The organism is Ktedonobacter racemifer DSM 44963 (genome assembly GCF_000178855.1).
In the GTDB taxonomy this organism is placed as follows: Bacteria; Chloroflexota; Ktedonobacteria; order Ktedonobacterales; family Ktedonobacteraceae; genus Ktedonobacter; species Ktedonobacter racemifer.
Map to the genome: position 1 here is coordinate 2,882,015 of NZ_ADVG01000001.1, position 17,114 is coordinate 2,899,128.

14 protein-coding genes are annotated in these 17,114 nt (G+C 55.0%); 9 read left to right on the forward strand and 5 right to left on the reverse strand.

Annotated features, from left to right (window positions below; all coding sequences use genetic code 11):
• Positions 1 to 33: 33 nt before the first annotated feature.
• The 7 genes from KRAC_RS12295 (at position 34) to KRAC_RS12330 (ending at position 8,810) form a co-directional block, all read left to right on the forward strand.
• Entirely contained in the window at positions 34 to 1,266 is a 1,233-nt protein-coding gene (locus KRAC_RS12295; RefSeq protein WP_007907349.1) for a cytochrome P450, read from the forward strand.
• Between the two features lie 579 nt (positions 1,267 to 1,845).
• Positions 1,846 to 3,201: a GTPase HflX gene (hflX, locus tag KRAC_RS12305; protein ID WP_007907350.1), complete on the forward strand. Its 1,356-nt coding sequence runs from the start codon at positions 1,846 to 1,848 to the stop codon at positions 3,199 to 3,201.
• A gap of 193 nt (positions 3,202 to 3,394) precedes the next feature.
• On the forward strand, positions 3,395 to 5,146 hold the full coding sequence (locus KRAC_RS12310) for an NADPH-dependent assimilatory sulfite reductase hemoprotein subunit (RefSeq protein WP_007907351.1): 1,752 nt from the start codon (positions 3,395 to 3,397) through the stop codon (positions 5,144 to 5,146).
• 101 nt (positions 5,147 to 5,247) lie between these two features.
• Complete coding sequence (locus KRAC_RS12315) at positions 5,248 to 5,979, forward strand: precorrin-2 dehydrogenase/sirohydrochlorin ferrochelatase family protein (RefSeq protein WP_007907352.1); 732 nt, start codon at positions 5,248 to 5,250, stop codon at positions 5,977 to 5,979.
• Positions 5,946 to 6,746, forward strand: a complete 801-nt coding sequence (gene cobA / locus KRAC_RS12320; RefSeq protein WP_007907354.1) for a uroporphyrinogen-III C-methyltransferase — start codon at positions 5,946 to 5,948, stop codon at positions 6,744 to 6,746. The genes KRAC_RS12315 and cobA overlap by 34 nt, the downstream gene beginning before the upstream one ends.
• Before the next feature lie 323 nt (positions 6,747 to 7,069).
• Entirely contained in the window at positions 7,070 to 7,873 is an 804-nt protein-coding gene (locus KRAC_RS12325) for a hypothetical protein (protein ID WP_007907358.1), read from the forward strand.
• Positions 7,874 to 7,970: 97 nt separating this feature from the next.
• Positions 7,971 to 8,810, forward strand: a complete 840-nt coding sequence (locus tag KRAC_RS12330; protein ID WP_007907360.1) for a cation diffusion facilitator family transporter — start codon at positions 7,971 to 7,973, stop codon at positions 8,808 to 8,810.
• 84 nt (positions 8,811 to 8,894) lie between these two features.
• Here KRAC_RS12330 and KRAC_RS12335 read toward each other — a convergent pair whose 3' ends face one another.
• Complete coding sequence (locus KRAC_RS12335) at positions 8,895 to 9,860, reverse strand: hypothetical protein (protein ID WP_007907363.1); 966 nt, start codon at positions 9,858 to 9,860, stop codon at positions 8,895 to 8,897.
• A 489-nt stretch (positions 9,861 to 10,349) separates the two neighbouring features.
• Between KRAC_RS12335 and KRAC_RS12340 the strand changes: the two genes are divergently transcribed.
• Positions 10,350 to 11,615, forward strand: a complete 1,266-nt coding sequence (locus tag KRAC_RS12340) for an acetate/propionate family kinase (protein ID WP_007907365.1) — start codon at positions 10,350 to 10,352, stop codon at positions 11,613 to 11,615.
• Positions 11,616 to 11,641: 26 nt separating this feature from the next.
• On the opposite strand, the gene KRAC_RS61370 is transcribed toward KRAC_RS12340, so the two are convergent.
• The 3 genes from KRAC_RS61370 to KRAC_RS12355 all read right to left on the reverse strand — a co-directional run bounded on the left by KRAC_RS61370 (position 11,642) and on the right by KRAC_RS12355 (position 15,088).
• Entirely contained in the window at positions 11,642 to 12,238 is a 597-nt protein-coding gene (locus KRAC_RS61370; RefSeq protein WP_007907367.1) for a GNAT family N-acetyltransferase, read from the reverse strand.
• Positions 12,239 to 12,376: 138 nt separating this feature from the next.
• Positions 12,377 to 12,967 carry a GNAT family N-acetyltransferase gene (locus KRAC_RS12350; protein WP_007907369.1) on the reverse strand — a complete coding sequence of 197 codons (591 nt, stop codon included), beginning with the start codon at positions 12,965 to 12,967 and terminating at the stop codon, positions 12,377 to 12,379.
• A 174-nt stretch (positions 12,968 to 13,141) separates the two neighbouring features.
• Positions 13,142 to 15,088 carry a S9 family peptidase gene (locus KRAC_RS12355; protein WP_040442421.1) on the reverse strand — a complete coding sequence of 649 codons (1,947 nt, stop codon included), beginning with the start codon at positions 15,086 to 15,088 and terminating at the stop codon, positions 13,142 to 13,144.
• 347 nt (positions 15,089 to 15,435) lie between these two features.
• Between KRAC_RS12355 and KRAC_RS12360 the strand changes: the two genes are divergently transcribed.
• Positions 15,436 to 16,194, forward strand: coding sequence for a hypothetical protein (locus tag KRAC_RS12360; RefSeq protein WP_007907373.1), 759 nt, complete (start codon positions 15,436 to 15,438; stop codon positions 16,192 to 16,194).
• Positions 16,195 to 16,300: 106 nt separating this feature from the next.
• On the opposite strand, the gene KRAC_RS12365 is transcribed toward KRAC_RS12360, so the two are convergent.
• Complete coding sequence (locus KRAC_RS12365; protein WP_007907376.1) at positions 16,301 to 16,939, reverse strand: RNA polymerase sigma factor; 639 nt, start codon at positions 16,937 to 16,939, stop codon at positions 16,301 to 16,303.
• Positions 16,940 to 17,114 lie beyond the last annotated feature (175 nt).

A 17,114-nucleotide genomic window follows, 5' to 3' on the forward strand; every position in this document is an offset into this window, starting at 1 on the left:
AGACTGGATATCTGTGAAAGGAAGGAAGAGACGGTGTCATCTCAAAACGCAAGCAGCCTCAGCCTGGTGGAGGTCATGCAAACACGTTACCAGGAGAGCCCCTATCCACTCTATCATCAGTTACGCGAACACGATCCCGTGTATTGGGATGAAGCGGCCCATAGCTGGGTCTTGACGCGCTATAAAGACGTCTTGAGCGCGTTACGCGATCCACGCTTCACCGCCGCTCGCTTCACCTTTGATACCAGCGGATTCCCTGCTGAGTTTCAGCAGGCGATTGAGCCACCCATACGTGCGCTCACACGCCAGATGCTCTTCCTGGATCCCCCCGACCATACACGCCTGCGCGGGCTGGTCTCCAAGGCCTTTACACCGCGCGTCGTTGAAGCCATCCGTCCGCATATTCAACAGCTTGTGGATCAACTCTTAGATACCATGCAGACTGAGGGCCAGACCGACTTAATCGAGCATTTCACCTATCCCCTACCCGCCATCGTCATCGCCGAACTGCTTGGGGTCCCGCCCGAAGATCGTGAGCGCTTTATTATCTGGTCAGGCGACTTTGGAGCACTTCTTGAAGCCACAGACATCTCCGCCGATGATGCTATTCGCGGCCTCTATGGCGTCAACGAGTTCATTCAATATTTTCGCCATCTGATCGCCCAACGTGCTCAGACTCCTCGCGAAGACCTGCTCCAGGCGCTCATCAACGCGCATGAGGGACAGGACAAACTGAGTGAGGATGAACTGCTGGGCAACTGTGTATTACTGCTGGCCGCGGGACACGGCACAACCACACACCTGATCGGCAATGGCTTCCTCGCCCTAGCGCGTCATCCAGAGCAGTTCGCGTGGCTCAAAGCTCACCCGGAGCAGGCTCCCCTGGCCATTATGGAACTCCTGCGCTATGATGGCCCGGTCCAGGCCACCTCGCGCGTCGCCACTGCCGATATGCAGATCGGCGACAAGCACATCACCGCCGGGCAGAACGTCATTATGTGCCTCGGAGCGGCCAGCCATGATCCTGAACAATTTTACGATCCCGATAACCTCCACCTGGATCGTAAAGAGAACCATCACCTGGCCTTTGGTCAGGGCATTCACTATTGCCTGGGAGCGCCCCTGGCACGCCTGGAGGCCGAGATCGCCTTTGCCTCCCTGGCACGCCGCCTGAGCCAGGCCAAGATCGCCGATGAGCAAGCAGTCCAGTGGTTTTCAGGCATCGTCTTCCGCGGCCTGGGTAAACTCCCCATTGTCCTGGCATGAAAAACTTTTTAGAGTGTATGGTGAGGTACAGTTGACGGCCGCAGGCTGTTAACTGTACCTCACCATATAAAAACTGCCCCCTTGTAACACTTGACTTTTCCCGCCATTTCAGGTATAAATGATAGATATCAACACACATCAGGAGAGTACGCGATAGTGATAAACGCCTTCATCTAAATCTTATCTACCACGTGGGATGCTGACCTGGCTTTTCAGCGGGGCATCTTTTTTGCCGATTACTGGTAACAGTAAACGAGCGCTAAGACACATATTGGTAGATGGTAAAGAAGGCTTTGTCGCGAACGAACGCAAGAGACCTGATCCATTTCTTTCTTCCGCTTTCCCTTTGTCTCTCTACAAAGACACCTTCTTTCCCCCATCCTACCCTGGCCCTGTCGCTCCTCATGGCATCTATTGCCTGGATCGCCAGCGCATACAAGACATCCCCATACTTGACACAACTATACCGGCTTTTCGCCCATTCACAGAGGAATATAACGCTTGCTTGACACGCCAAAGCGCAAAGAAAATTTCACAACAAACAACAACAAGGTAGAGAGCAGAAGAGAAGGAGCAACGATGCCCGAAGAATATAATAGTGCCAACGTATACGAAGAGAAACATATGTCAGGGCTACTGGCAGAAGCCCCCAGGCGCGCAATCCTGGTGAGTGTGGATACGCCAGAGAATGATTGGCCCGTCGAGGAATCGTTAGATGAGCTGGAGCAACTCGCGCAGACTGCGGGTGTCAATTGTGTTGACCGCGCTGTACAGCGTCTCCCTCATCCACATCCAGGCACCGTTGTGGGCTCAGGAAAGGTGGATGAGATCGCGGAACTTGTCAAGTCCCACGACTGCGATGCCGTCATCTTTGACCTGGAACTCAAACCTGTGCAGCACCGCAACCTTGAGCGCAAGCTGGAGGTTCAGGTACTCGATCGCACAGCCCTCATCCTGATCATCTTCGGCCAGCGCGCCCAGACACGTGAGGGCCGTCTACAGGTTGAACTGGCACAGATTGAGTATGATCTGCCGCGCCTGGCTCGCCAGTGGTCCCACCTCTCGCGCCAGCGCGGTGGCACACAGCAACGCGGTGAAGGTGAGAAACAGATTGAGGTCGACCGACGCTTGCTGCGCCGCCAGAAGGAGCAGCTTGAGGAAGAGCTTGAGCTGGTACGCTCACAGCGCCAGCTTCACCGGGATCGTCGTAAGTATGCAGGCGCGCCTGTCGTGGCCCTCGTCGGCTACACCAACGCAGGCAAGTCAACACTGCTCAACCGTCTCTCGGGGGCCCAGAAACTCGCCGAGGATAAGCTCTTTGCCACGCTGGATCCAACCACGCGCCGCGCACGTATCGAGGGTGGACAGGAGTTCCTTCTGACCGATACCGTGGGTTTTGTCCAGCGCCTACCACACACGCTGGTCGCGGCCTTCCGCGCGACCCTGGAAGAGGTCAATGCTGCCGACCTGCTGGTCCACGTGGTAGATAGCTCACATCCGCATGTCAACCACCAGATCCTGGCCGTGGAGGAGGTCCTGGAGGAGATTGGTGCTGGGGGCATGCCTATAGTTATCGCCCTCAACAAGAGCGATAACCTGGAGCCCGGTACGACACTCCCCCCGCTGGAGGGCATTGCCGCTACCCTACCACAGGTACAGGTATCGGCCCTCAAAGGGACAGGCATCTCCGATCTCTTGCGCTGCATCAGCCAGGCCCTGGTCAGCCAGTTTGTGTCACTCGATGTGCTTATTCCATACGACCGGGGCGACCTGGTCGCGCAATTCCACCAGTTTGGCACCATGGAGTGCGAGGAGTATGAAGAGGGGGGCACGCATATTCGCGGCTATATGCCCGAAAATCATAGCAGCCCCTTCTTCGCCTTCCGCTGCAAGCCCCAGGCAAGCACGCGCCCCCGTAAACACGCCACGGTCTAAAAGTGTAAGGAAACGAGCGCCGTACACAGCGTCCATGGACGCTGTGTACGGCGCTCGTTTCCTTACACTTGACATTACCTATGGTTAGAGCCTATAGTGTAAACAAAACTAAATCTATTTTGTTGATCTAATATATCAACTTTGCCAAGCAGGTATTTATTGGTTGCTGGACACTTTCAGGAAGGGAAGAGCTATGTCGATAGGCCACGAGGACGAAATACAGGCGAACGATCTCAAGCATCTTGGTCCAGGTGAGGGTAGTAAAGTCGAGCATATCAAGCTGGAAAGCCAGCATCTACGGGGCCAACTCCCCGAGGAACTGGCAAGTGAGAGCTCGCATTTCTCCGAGGACCAGATTCAGCTTATCAAATTTCACGGCATCTATCAGCAGGAGGATCGCGACGCGCGTCAGCAGCGCAAGGCGGCCCACACCGAGAAGGCCTATCAGTTCATGGTGCGTACGCGCATTCCTGGAGGCACAATCACAGCCGAACAGTACCTGGCGCACGATGATATCTCGAATCAATACGCCAATGGAACGATCCGCATTACAACGCGCCAGGGTCTGCAATTGCATGGAATCCTCAAGGGCGAACTGAAGCCAGCCATCGCCAGCATCAATGAGACTCTGCTGAGCACCCTCGCGGCCTGTGGCGATGTTAACCGCAACGTTATGGCCTGCCCGGCTCCCACAAGCAGTCGCGCCCAGGCCCAGGTACAGGAGATCGCCCATGAGATCGCGATGCACCTGGCCCCACGTAGCCAGGCTTATCACGAGATCTGGATCGATGGCGAGAAGATTGAGACGCCTACCGCTACATCCGAAGAGGTAGAGCCCATCTATGGGCCGACCTATCTGCCGCGCAAATTTAAGATCGGCGTCGCCTTCCCCGGTGACAACTGCGTCGATGTCTATACCCAGGATGTGGGCCTGGTCGCGATCCTGGATGGCGAAGATCTGGCCGGCTTTACCCTGGTCATTGGCGGCGGCATGGGTACGACCCATGGCAAGACTGAGACCTATCCTCGCCTGGCAAACCCGTTCTGCGATGTCAAGCCAGAGGAGGCCCTGAAAGTCATCGAGACGATTGTCACCGTGCAGCGCGATTATGGCGACCGCAAGAACCGCAAGCATGCGCGCATGAAATACGTCGTTGAAGAGCGCGGCATCGCCTGGTTTAAGCAACAGGTTGAGGAGCGCCTGGGCTACACGCTTCGCGAACCCAGCCCCGTTCACCTGCATGATGTTGAAGATCACCTGGGCTGGCACCAGCAGGCCGATGGGCGCTGGTTCCTGGGCCTGCATGTCCAGAATGGACGTATTCGCGATATCGAGCAGCTCCAACTCAAGAGCGGCTTACGCGACATCATCAGCCATTACAAGCCAGGCGTCCGCTTTACGGGCCAGCAAAACATCTTGCTGACCGATATCGAGATGGCAGATCGTGAGGCGCTAGAGGCACAATTACGCTCATATGGTATCGAGACTGATCCCAGCAAGGTTGGCTCCTATCGCTTCGCCATGGCGTGTCCATCCCTGCCCACCTGCGGCCTTGGGCTGGCCGAAGCCGAGCGCGCGCTACCAGATGTCATGCAACAGCTTGATGTTCCTCTGCGCGAGCTTGGATTGGATGGAGAGCCGCTCAGCGTGCGTATGACGGGCTGCCCCAATGGCTGTGCGCGCCCTTATATGGGTGACATCGGGCTGGTTGGCCGCTCAAAAAACCTCTATAATGTGTATATCGGTGGCGACCGTCCCAATGCACGTCTCAATACGCTCTATGCAACATCGATCCATACCGATAAAATTGTGGAGACACTCACGCCCCTGCTCTCGCTCTGGAAAGCGGAGCGCCAGCCCCAGGAAAGCTTTGGTGACTTCTGCCATCGCATCGGGGTAGAGCAGCTACGTGAGCGCGTGGCCTCGCCCTCGCTTCCGCATTAACGCTAACAGTCGTATCTCTTCTCGCTCGGTCGCAAAGGCGCTCCCCGGGCGAGAGAGAGCAACCAATCAGTCGTAACCCTATTTTGACCACAGGAGCGTTCATGCCCGGTTACTACCCCATTATGCTCAATGTTCGCCAGCGTCCAGTCCTCGTCATCGGTGGTGATCGTATCGCGGCGGAGAAAGCCACCTCGCTTCTTGCCTGCGGCGCCCAGGTCACCATTCTCAGTGCAAGCCTCTGTCCAGAAATGCAGGCCCTGGCCCAGCAGTATCCAAACCAGGTCACCTTCCAGGCCAGAGACTTTCAGGTAGGCGATCTGGCAGGCTTCTTTGTGGTGGTCGCGGTAACAAACGACCAGGACTTAATCGAAGCGATCTGGCAGGAGGCCACGGCGCGCGGGCAATTGCTCAATATCGTGGACGTTCCCGCACGCTGCAATTTTATTCTCCCCTCGATCTTGCGACGCGGTCAACTCACCATTACCGTCTCGACGGAGGGAGCCAGCCCAAGTCTCTCTAAACGCATCCGCCAACACCTGGAACAGCTCTTTCCCTCAGCCTATGAGCTCTATCTGCAACTGGCGACCGTGGCGCGCACACTCCTGCGTGCACAGGGCGTGAGCTATGACCAGCGCGATGACTTCTTTGGCGCCTTCTATGGCTCACCTATTCTCCAGCACCTGGAGAAGGGCGAACAGAGCGAGGCCTTGAGCATCACCGTCGCGCTACTCCAGCCATATGGCATCACAACGACAATCGAGACACTCTTCCAGGCATTGCAAGAAGGAGGGAACGAAGCATGGTCCAATCAGAAACAGGTCACGTCTTCTTAATCGGGGCAGGTCCAGGCGACCCGGAATTGATTACAGTCAAAGGTCTGCGCAGTCTACGCGCAGCGGAGGTGATTCTTTATGATCGCCTGGTCGCGCCTGAGCTCCTGGAAGAGGCTCATCCTTCGGCCCTGCGCATCTTCGTGGGCAAACAACCACAGCACCACACCCTCAAGCAGCATGAAATCAACGCATTGCTCATTAAGTATGCTCGCGAAGGCAAGATCGTGGCACGGCTCAAGGGCGGCGATCCCTATGTCTTTGGACGTGGCGGCGAGGAGGCCCTGGCGCTTCGAGAGGCCGGCATCTCCTTTGAGGTCATCCCCGGTATTACCTCCGCCATCGCCGTGCCAACCGCGGCAGGTATTCCAGTGACGCACCGCGACTATGCCTCCTCCCTGACCATTGTGACTGGCCATGAAGCCCGTGGTGGAGATGAAGCCCCTGCTATCAACTGGGAAGCGTTGGCGAAGCTAGGGGGCACCATCGTCGTCCTGATGGGAGTACGCGCCCTGCCACGCTTTACCCAGCAGATGCTAGAGGCCGGGATGAATCCCCAGACGCCCGCCGCCATCATCCAGGAGGGCACGACCTCGCGTCAGCGCACCCTGGTTGCCACCCTGGAGTCTATTGCCCTTCAGGCTCTTGAGCAGGACATTACCTCTCCGGCACTCACGATCATCGGCGAGGTCGTCTCTCTAGCCCACGAGCTACACGCCATCACCGCCCTCCCTTCCGTTCAAGATCTCCTGCTCTCCCGCGCCTCTTAAGGGATGTGATGACGGCAGTGATGGCGGTCTGGCGCTGCCAGACCGCCATCACTGCCGTCATCACATCCCCTTCTTTCCCGCAAATAGTGATGCAGTTCATTGATATTTATCTATTAGTAAGTTATAATCGAGAAGCGTAACGATAAAGCATTTACTGCATCAAAAGCGTAAATCCTTATCCAACAAATGCCATCAAGGAGGATACGCGCTTCCAAGCAGAACTCATCATCTGGAGATGTTTTCCATCCACATCTCCCTTACACAACCTTTGTAGAATATCATCCAACGCCAATTGAATTTGACAGTTTGGAGGTCTTGCATTCATGGATGCTCTCAAAGAGCGAAAAAATCGCTATTTTCTTATCTCCGCAATCGGCGCGTTGATCGCGTTGCTCTCATTCTTGCTCTTCCCGTTTGTGACCTGGAATATTAAGATTAGCTCGTCCATCTTCTCGCTCGCCTTAGCGTTCCCTTTGAACGCGACGCTCATCAGCCGTCCCGCGGCTGCCATCTGGCTCTGCGCTGTCCTAGCCCTGGGAGCATTGGTCGTGTCCTGCCTGCTTATCTATCGCTCTCGTCCCTTTGGTGGACAGACACCGGCCGAGACACAGACGCAGTGGGGTCTCTATGGTCTGGCGGGCGCGGGCGTACTGGCATTGATTATCCAGTTCATCGTGGTCAGCAATCTTGGCTCTACTATTAAGAGTGACCCTTCCTTCTTCAATGCAGTTAACAGCACTGGTAGCTCCTCTTCGTCAAGCATTAGTAGCCTGCTGACCAGTATTACCGAGAGCAGCGCGTCCTATAACATCGGGGCTTGGCTCTTCCTGCTCGGTATGTTAGCCGTTATTGTTAGCGCGGGTATAGAGATCTTGCAACGTGATCCTAAGCTGCACCAGGCTCTCTTGCCTCAGGCTGGTTCTGTGCCCAACCCGTACCAGGGACAACCCGGGCAGCCGGGATACCCTCCTGCTTATCCGCCAGTTGGAGCCAATCCGTATCCACCGCAGACTCCCTCGTCTCCTCAGCAACCTGGCAGTGGGTATAACTATCCGTCCACGCCACAAGTAGATCCCTATGCCTCTCCTCAGCACCCTGAGCAGCAACCTCCGGCGGAATATCGCTAATAGGTTTGCTATAAGAGAGGAATCGTGTGTTTTCACAAGGTTGTATGACAGAGAGTACGGTGCATAGCACGCTCTTAGAGAAGAGGTATATCAATACATGCAAAGTTTAACCCAACCCGGGAATCGTTCCTATCTCATCGCGGCGGCTGGCGCGCTCGTGGCCCTGGTCGCCTTCCTATTTCTGCCCTTCGCTCATTTAGAGATGACTATGGGTATGAGTTCTCCTACCAACTCCACTGCTCCCCAGACGACAACAAGCGGCATCGATTTGCAGGGTCCTATCCTGGCAGCCTTAAATGGCGGCGTCTGGATCAATGTCTTACTTATTGCCGTGATCCTGCTCGTGGTCGCGTTACTCATCTACCGTCGCCAGGATCCCTTCGGCATAGCAAAAATGCCTTCTGAAATCCAGGCACGCTGGGGACAATACCTTCTTATCGGCCTGGGTGTCGTCGGACTCATTTTCCAGTTTCTCGTTCCAGGCCTGACGACCTCGGGTGTCAACACCTTCGTCGACGCCTTCAAAAGCAGTCTCACCAACCTGGGAGGGCTGGGAAGCCTGGCAGCCGGACTTTTCTCACTCAATAGCTCGGCCAGTCTCCTGATCGGTGGCTGGATCTTTATTGTTGGCATGCTGGTAGTAATCGTCGGAGGCGCGCTTCCACTGCTGCCTCGTACCATAGTCCAGCCAAACATACAGCCAGGACAATATCCTCCTGCTGGCTATCCACCACAGCAGCCATCCGGGCAGTACCCTCAGTCCCCCCAGGCTGAGCAGTATGGAGCGCCAACTCCACAGTATCCACAGCAGCCATCAGGCCAATATCCACAGCAACCAGGGGGACAGTATCCACAGCAACCGGGAGGACAGTACCCGCAGTATCAGCAGCCGGAGGGGCAGTATCCACCCTATCCACAAAATCCTCAACAGCCCTAGCCCTAAAATACACAACACATGTCTCCAGACACAAAGCAGGTGCCAGCGTAGAAGCATGCTGGCACCTGCTTTGTAGCGTCTTCCTCAGGGATACTGCATCTCAAAGGAGATCCGCCAGGTAGGGCTCAGGGGAATGACATCCTCGCTATGAGGAAAGCGAGGGCGTGCCATCAACACCCAGCGACCCGGCTTATCCCGTAAAATATCCTCTACCAGGTAGGAGGTCTCACCGGGACTTACACTCGCCATAGATGGAAAGCCATCAAAGTATCTCGTATCCACCTGAACCTGCACCCCCTTCTCTGCGAGCTGCATCCTCTGTCCCGGGTGCGCTGAAGAGAGCTTAAGGAAGAGGCGCGCTCCTGTCTCCGTCAACAGCAAATGCGTCAAGGTCAGGGTCTCGCCATCACGCGTGAAGCTTTTATTAACCTGTAATGACTGCCCTGCATGCACAGGAAGGGTAAAATCAAAGTCCACAACCGGGACTGGAACCTTTAACGCATCGTCGACTTGCACTAAAGAAGCCGGAAGTGGAACATGCTTGATTTGCAGGTGAAATCGCAGCATCCCACTAGTCACGGGCAGGCGCGCCGCGTCAAAAATAAATGCGCTGCGCCCGGCTAACAGGCGCTTGCATTCCTCCTCGGCGTGGAAGAGCCAGGGGAGTTTCTCTTGCCCGGCAGCGCTCAATGTAGGCAGCAGATCCTGAGCCGCCACGGGATTACCCTTCGCATCCGCGATACGATAGAGCACCACGACCTGGTTGACATCGGCATAGGCTTTCAACAGCGAAATATGGTAGCCATCAATGACGCGCTCTTGCGTAATTGGCAGAAACGGCTGCGTCAGCCCCTCTTCCTGAGACACAGGCAGATGAAAGAGCTCTTCGTTTAATGCCTCGGCAGAGCTATAAATAATTCCCACGATGACCAGCAGCGTCACACCGATCATGCAGATGAAGGCTGGAGAAAGTCGCTTGCGACGCCGTTGCGTCGTGGCCCGCGCCCTCTTCCCTCGCGCTTCAACAAATGGGTGTTCCGATTGTAGCATGTCTTTCCCCAACCACATCCATGGAAAATATGCGATCAGCAAGCCCGGTCATGATTCACACGTTTGCTCACCTGCATATGCACATAACATTACATTTGACGTTTAGACAAAAGAAAACAAAAGACGATTGCTTCTCCAAGATTTTCAGATGCATGAGATAATCAATTTAGCAAGTCATTTTGTTACAGCTTTTTCAGAAGCTAAATATTTACTAACAGCGATTTTAAAACAATTTGATACAGATATACACAGAATAATTCATGTATAAGTCAAATTACCAGAAAAATATAGGATTTTTTGCTCCTCTATAGATTGTAAATGCGTAACGTACAGATATTTTTCAACATCCCGATATACCACTTCAACGTGCTATAAATAATAATAGGTCTTGTGGCACTGTTCTCAACACCGCAGATGTTGAGAACAGTGCCACAAGACCATAACCTATCGAGCGCATTTGAGTAGATTTAGAAAGGCAGTAACATAGCTATGAAAATCCTGGTTATGAATGCGGGTTCCAGCAGCCAGAAGAGCTGTCTCTATGAGGTGGATAGCGCCTTGCCTCACGAGGCACCCCGTCCACTGTGGCAGGCACATGCCGATTGGACGAAGGAGAAAGGCCAGGTCGAGCTAAAAATTAAGACGAGCACAGGCAAAGAGCATACCTCGGAGTTGGAGCCTGGATCACATGGCCAGGTCGTCAAACAACTGCTCCAGGCGCTGTGGCAAGGGGAGGCACGCGTCATTGACTCGCCAGCCGAGATTACGCTCGTGGGTCATCGCGTCGTACATGGCGGCCCTCATTATCAAAAAAGCGTCTGGGTCACCCCGGAGGTCAAACAGACTATCGACCAGCTAAAGAGCTTTGCCCCTCTCCATAACCCGGCCAATCTCGAGGGGATACAGGCTATTGAAGAACTCATGGGGGATGTACCTCAGGTCGCCTGCTTCGATACCGCCTTCCATAGTAGCCTTCCGCCTCACAGCGCGATCTATCCACTCCCCTATGATCTCTATGAGCAGGGGATACGGCGCTACGGCTTTCATGGCATCAGCCATCAATACTGTTCGCGGCGCGCAGGCGAGCTCCTCCAGCGCGATGCCCAGTCGCTACGCCTTGTCTCTTGTCACCTGGGCAATGGCTGCTCGCTGGCTGCAATCCAGGATGGTAAGAGTATCGAGACGACGATGGGCTTTACCCCACTGGAGGGTCTGATGATGGGGACGCGTTCGGGGACTATCGACGCCAGCATCCTCTTCTATCTCCAGCGCGAGCATGGCTATGACACGGATCGCCTGGAAACCCTTCTCAACAAACAATCAGGCCTGCGCGGAATATCGGGCATTTCTGGCGACGTACGCCAGGTCATGGAGGAGGCCCAACACAACGAGCGTGCACAGCTGGCCATGGATATCTATGTGTATCGCCTGCGCTACTTTATCGGGGCCATGGTCGCGGTCCTGGGAGGACTCGATGCCCTGCTCTTTACCGGTGGCGTGGGAGAGAACTCGGCAGAGATACGCGCACGCGCCTGCGCGGGTTTCCCCTATCTGCATCTCAAGCTCGATCAGCAGAAAAACAATGCCTCCCCCGTTGATACAGACATCGCCAGCTTCGACTCGGCGGTACGCGTCCTGGTCGTGCACACCGAAGAAGACTGGGAGATTGCGCGTGACTGCTGGCATCTCGCTCAGCAGGAGCCAGCGCATCTTGCCCAGACCCACTCAGTCCAGGCAAGACACCACAACGATTAGCACGCTAAACCCTGGGGCCGCAGCGCTTATTCGAGGTTGTGTTCATCGCGCAAGAGCGAGAAGACCAGCGTATTGCGCGGTTGACCAGTCATGGTTGGCCGAGAGTTACGCAGGCACGCCTCTTGCACAAAACCCAGGCGACGCGCAACCGCAGCGCTGGCAAGGTTACGCTCATCGCAGGTAATCTCCACGCGCTGCGCCTGGTACTGCCGAAAGGCCCAGGCAATGAGGAGACGCGCCGCCTCGGTCACATATCCCCTGCCACTGGCGCTAGCTCGCACCCAGTACCCAAGCGCAAAGTAGCCGATGCTCCACTCAACCGGGCGCAAGGAACAACTCCCCACAAACTGGCCTCCATGCTCAGCGCCGTCCAGGGCATAAATACAACAGGTGAAATCTTCGCGCAGAAAATGGCGCATCTTCCAGCGCGCAATTGAGAGATGCGCGTCATGTACAGAACTATAGCTCTGCGGCCAGGCAAGCCAGCGCCCCACATGTTCACGTGATTCTTCAACCGCCGCGTAGAGCGCATCTGCGTCTGCGCTGCGATATGGGCGTACCAGCACACGCTCGCCACGCAATTCGTCCAGCAATGGAAGTGAAGTCGGGTGTTCAATGAACACGGGCCTCTCCTTTCCAGGTCGCGTTCAACCACCATATCACTACTTTTATGCAACAAAAGGGGGTGCAGGGGTCTCCCCTGCCGGGGCGCGGGGTGTCCCCGCTCTCTTTTCCCCCAAAAAAGCTTTGGCGGATATGCGCTAATGGCGATCAGAGGGTATAAGCGAAAATATCATCGCATTGCGCAGGGTGCCATCAGTACCAGGAATCACATGGCGCATTGTTCCTTCATAGACGAAACCCAGGCGTCTGGGGACTGCGGCGCTCCGATGATTCTGCTCCTCACAACGAATCATAATGCGTTGCGCCTGGAGCACATCTAAGAGATAGTCGACCATCAAGCGCACCGCCTCGGTCATATATCCCTTTCCAGTCGCGCTGGCCCGCAACCAGTAACCGATCTCAAAGCTCTTGATACGCCAATCACGTGGGTGCATGCCACATCCGCCCAGAAAGCGCTCCGCATGCGCATCCCACATGTGTAGCTTTAAATCCTCGCGCAAGATCCAGTCGGCCATGCCACGACGAATCCAGGGAAGCACATCGGCCTCGCAATGATAATAGTTTGCGAAAGGGAGCCAGGGACCCAGATGCTCCCGTGACTCTTCAATCGCCTCATAATAGGGAGCCACATCGCTTTCCCGAAAGGGGCGGATCACCACTTTTTGCCCACGCAACTCCTCGAAGAGGGGCAGAAAAATAGGTTTCGCCTCGCCCGGCTCTGCACTCATAACATTGCATCCTTTCACACTCACTCCTGGTAGGTGGTATGCCCCTGACAGCCTGCAGGCTGTCAGGGCATACCACCTACCAGGAGCCCGAAAACAACATGCACACTGATTACCAACTGTACCATTTAAGTGTGCATTATTCTGGCTCACGCTCGCTCGGAGAGCATCCCGTTGCTAGAGATAAGTCTCTAGCCAGCGCACAATTCGTTCCTCGATATCGCGTGTGTGGGAGCGACCTCGTACACCATGCCCCTCGCCCGGATAGATCGCGGCCTCAACAGGCACGCCGCCATCCATCAGTGCGCGATAGAAGGCGTGGGCCTGGCTGACCGGGCAGACCGTGTCTTTTTCGCCATGTAAGATCAGTGTTGGGGTCGTAATCTTTCCAGCGTAGGTCAGCGGGGAGCGCTCACGGTAGACCTCCGGCTGATCGAGCATATCGGCTCCCAGGAAGTGGCGATCCCAGTCAGAGAGCTTCGACTCGGCATGGAAGCTATGCCAATCGGTAATACCGGCACCCATAATCGCCACACGGAAGCGGTTAGTCTGTGTTACAGCCCAGGCCGTCATAAAGCCGCCATAGCTCCACCCGGCAACACCAATACGGCTCGGATCAATCATGCCCTCGGTAATCAGGTACTCAACACCATACATGATATCCTGAAAATCTTTGCCGCCCATGTCACCTACGACGGCATCAGCAAAGTTCACGCCTCGGCCCCAGCTACCGCGCACATTGGGACGAAACACGGCATAGCCCGCGGAAGCGAAGAGCTGTGTCCAGAAGAGCGAGGCGTCGTCGAGCCACATGCCCGAGGGGCCGCCATGCACCAGCACCATCAAGGGCGGGTCTCCCTCAAATTTCCGCACCAGGGGATGGGTAAAGAGCGCGTCTATACGCCAGCCATCGACGCTGCTATAACTAAGGCGTTCACTCTTAGCCAGGGCATAGGTCGCCTCGAAGACCGCATTTACCTGGGTCAGGCGCCGCCAGGAGATATGAGGCTGTTCCTCGCGTTGCACCTTGCCAGCCCAGACATCAGGGGTCGCTTGCTGCGATGAATGGATAGCGATGCAGGTGGCGCCATCAGAGGAGAGCGAGAGGCGCCCACCCTGCACGGGAAAGTCTTCCTCAAGGATAGTCACCTGCCCACTCTGCACAGCGTGAATACCCTGGATATAGGTCAGGTCCTTAACGGCAAGGAAGAATAACTCTTCTCCCCCTGCCAACCACTGGCACCAGTGCACACTATATTCCGCGCCCGGCGTCAGATTACGCACCTCGCTGATCCCATCCATGGACAGCAGGAACAGGTCGCCTGCGCCATGACAGCGGTCACTCCAGTCACCCGAGACATAAGCCAGGCGCTTGCCATCAGGATGCCACACCAGGTTGCTTGCCTGCCGATCCAGCAGGGTTAATTGGCGTACCGCGCCACCATTGGCCGTCACGACACCAACCTGGCCGCCATACCATCCATTCTCATCCGGCAATGTGGAGTAATACAGAGCAAGCTGGCTGCTATCAGGGGACCAGGAAAACTCCCACACGCTCAGCTCTGGCGAGGTAATAGGCTGAGGGATAGAGATCTGCGGATAAATAGTCCAGAGGCGACGATGACGCCCCAGATTCAATACAAGTGGATCATGTTTCTGCTCCTCGCCCTCGAAGGAGGTAAAGGCAAGACAGCACGCATCAGGGGACCACTCCAGATCAAGAATGCCGTTCGGCATCGTACACACACGGCGAGGCGTCCCACCCTGCGCATCTACCAGGTAGAGCTGCGACTTCTCCCGCTCGCCCTCGGCAACCCCGACGAAGGCCAGCCACCTGCCATCAGGGGACCAGCGTGGATTGTTCGCCTGCTTTATATCACGTAGTAAGGGGACGGGACGGGCCTGGGAATCATTGAGCGCCAGCGTCCAGATCTGGCTGCGCCGCTGCTGCTCCTCACCTACAAATTCAGAAATAACAAAGGCTACACGTGTCCCATCAGGGTTGATGTGTACATCGCTGGGTGTCCGTAACTGGGAGAGCGCCCCCGGCCCAATAGGGATGCGTGTCCCAGGGACCACCGCATCAGTGCGCGTCCCCGCGAGCATGGCAGAAGAATCTTGCATTGCCATATTCACTCCTTTAAATTATCAATATACCTCTAGAAGAGTATAACAAAAAAGGCTTCACTTACCACATGCAAGGGAAATATTTTCTTATCTCGTGCATAGTGAAACTAGTAGCTTATCTCATGCGTGCTCTATATAACAATAGATCAAGGGTTACACGCCTCAGCTTTGTAAAGAAGCAATTGAGGCGCGTTATCTAACTATCCAGCCTCAAACGAGAGAGAATAAGCCTTTACATGAGCAGGCACGGCATGATATGCCTTGCATTAAGGCCTCCATTGCTGTACCTGGCATAATCACGTAGCAGGCTTCGGAAAGATATACAAGCAAAGGAGGGAGCAGAGATGGCAACAGGCTTAGGCAAAAGTCAGGATAAGACGAAGGTGATTGGAAACAAAGCCAAGGGTATCGTGAGTAATCTGAAGGATTCAGCCCAGAACCAGTATGGAACGGCAAAAGATGTCGCTCAGTCCAGGTATACTGATGTACAGGACCGGGTGAGCTTTGGCCTGAACAAAACCCAGGCTGCGCTCATCGCGGGCATCGGCCTGGCGCAAGGGTTGATGAAGCTCAACCAGCAACAGGCAGAGAAGAAACTGAAGAAGGCGCGCAAAAACGCCAAGAAGACCATGAAACACGAAGTTAAGCCCCGCTGGGAGAAGGCACAGGATGTGCTTACATCGAGCATTGAAACCGCCCAGGATGCCCTGAGCAGCGGTCTTGAGAATGCTCAGGATGTCTTCGAACACAATACAAAACTGGCGCAGAAGAATCTGAAGAAAGTCCAGAAGAACCTTAACAAATCGTACAAGAGCGTAGCCGCCCCTAAGATCTCTAAAACCGTTGACCTGATTAATAAAGGGTCGAAGCAGGCTGGAGATACCTGGAGCCACGCGGCCAGCAACGCGGCAGACTTCAAAGACTCTGTGCAGGATCAGTATAAACACTACCATCGCAAGCGCGCACGTGCACGCGCACTGTTCCGCTTCGGCCTCGTCGCGGGTATCGTCGTCGCGCTATTCTACGCCCCTTATCCTGGCTCAGAGATGCGCAACCGCCTCGTAGCTCAATGGAATAAATACCGCTCCTACCTCGGATTCTAAGCCTCCGTAGGGAATATGGAATAGTATGATGCGCCCGGGCAACCTACGGTTGCCCGGGCGCATCATACTATTCCATATTCCCTTTATCAGATGTATATGACGTTACTCAACTGGCGTAAGTGGCTTGAAATTGGGGTGCCAGGGTCTTGCGTAACAGGTTCTTCGCACGATGGAAGTAGGTCTTGGCGGTCGCCTCTGGCATACTTAAGGCCTGGCCAATCTCTGAGAAGCTGAGCTGCGAGATGTAGCGCAGCAGCACGACGGAACGAAACTTGGGAGGCAGAGACTGAATGGCACTTTGCAGCATATCCTGCATGTCCAGGCGCTCAATCTCCTCTTCGGGCAGAGGATTGGTATCGGGAATCTCACTCAACAGCGAGGTCTCGCTCTCGCCATTCTCGCCCGAAGACTCAAGCTGGGAAAACTGAATGGCATAGCGGCGCCGGCGCCTGAGTTCATCAATGCAGCAATTACGTGCAACCTGAAAGAGCCAGGGTTTGAAGGGTTCACTCGTCCCCAGCCGAGGCAAAGACGTGTAGAAACGCACAAATACTTGCTGCAACGTATCACATGCCTGGTCATAGTCGCCCAGGAAATGATAAATAAAGTTGAACAGCGATGTATGATAGCGCTGCACTATTATTTCAAAAGCTTGACTGTCGCCAGCAAGGATCAGATCTGCAAGAATAGCATCTGTCATCTCAAGTGAAGGTTTATTGCTGGTGGAGCTCTGGTTATATTGCACGCTTATCCTCCTCTTTCTCTCTAGTCAGCCACAGTGCAAGCATCTATGTACATACCATTTATGGCCATTTCTTTCGCTCTCTGTAATTAGGGTATACTCTCCATACAAGAAATACAATAGGAATTACCCCTGATAACCCCTGCTGTGCGTAGTTATAATCAGATCCTAAACTAGA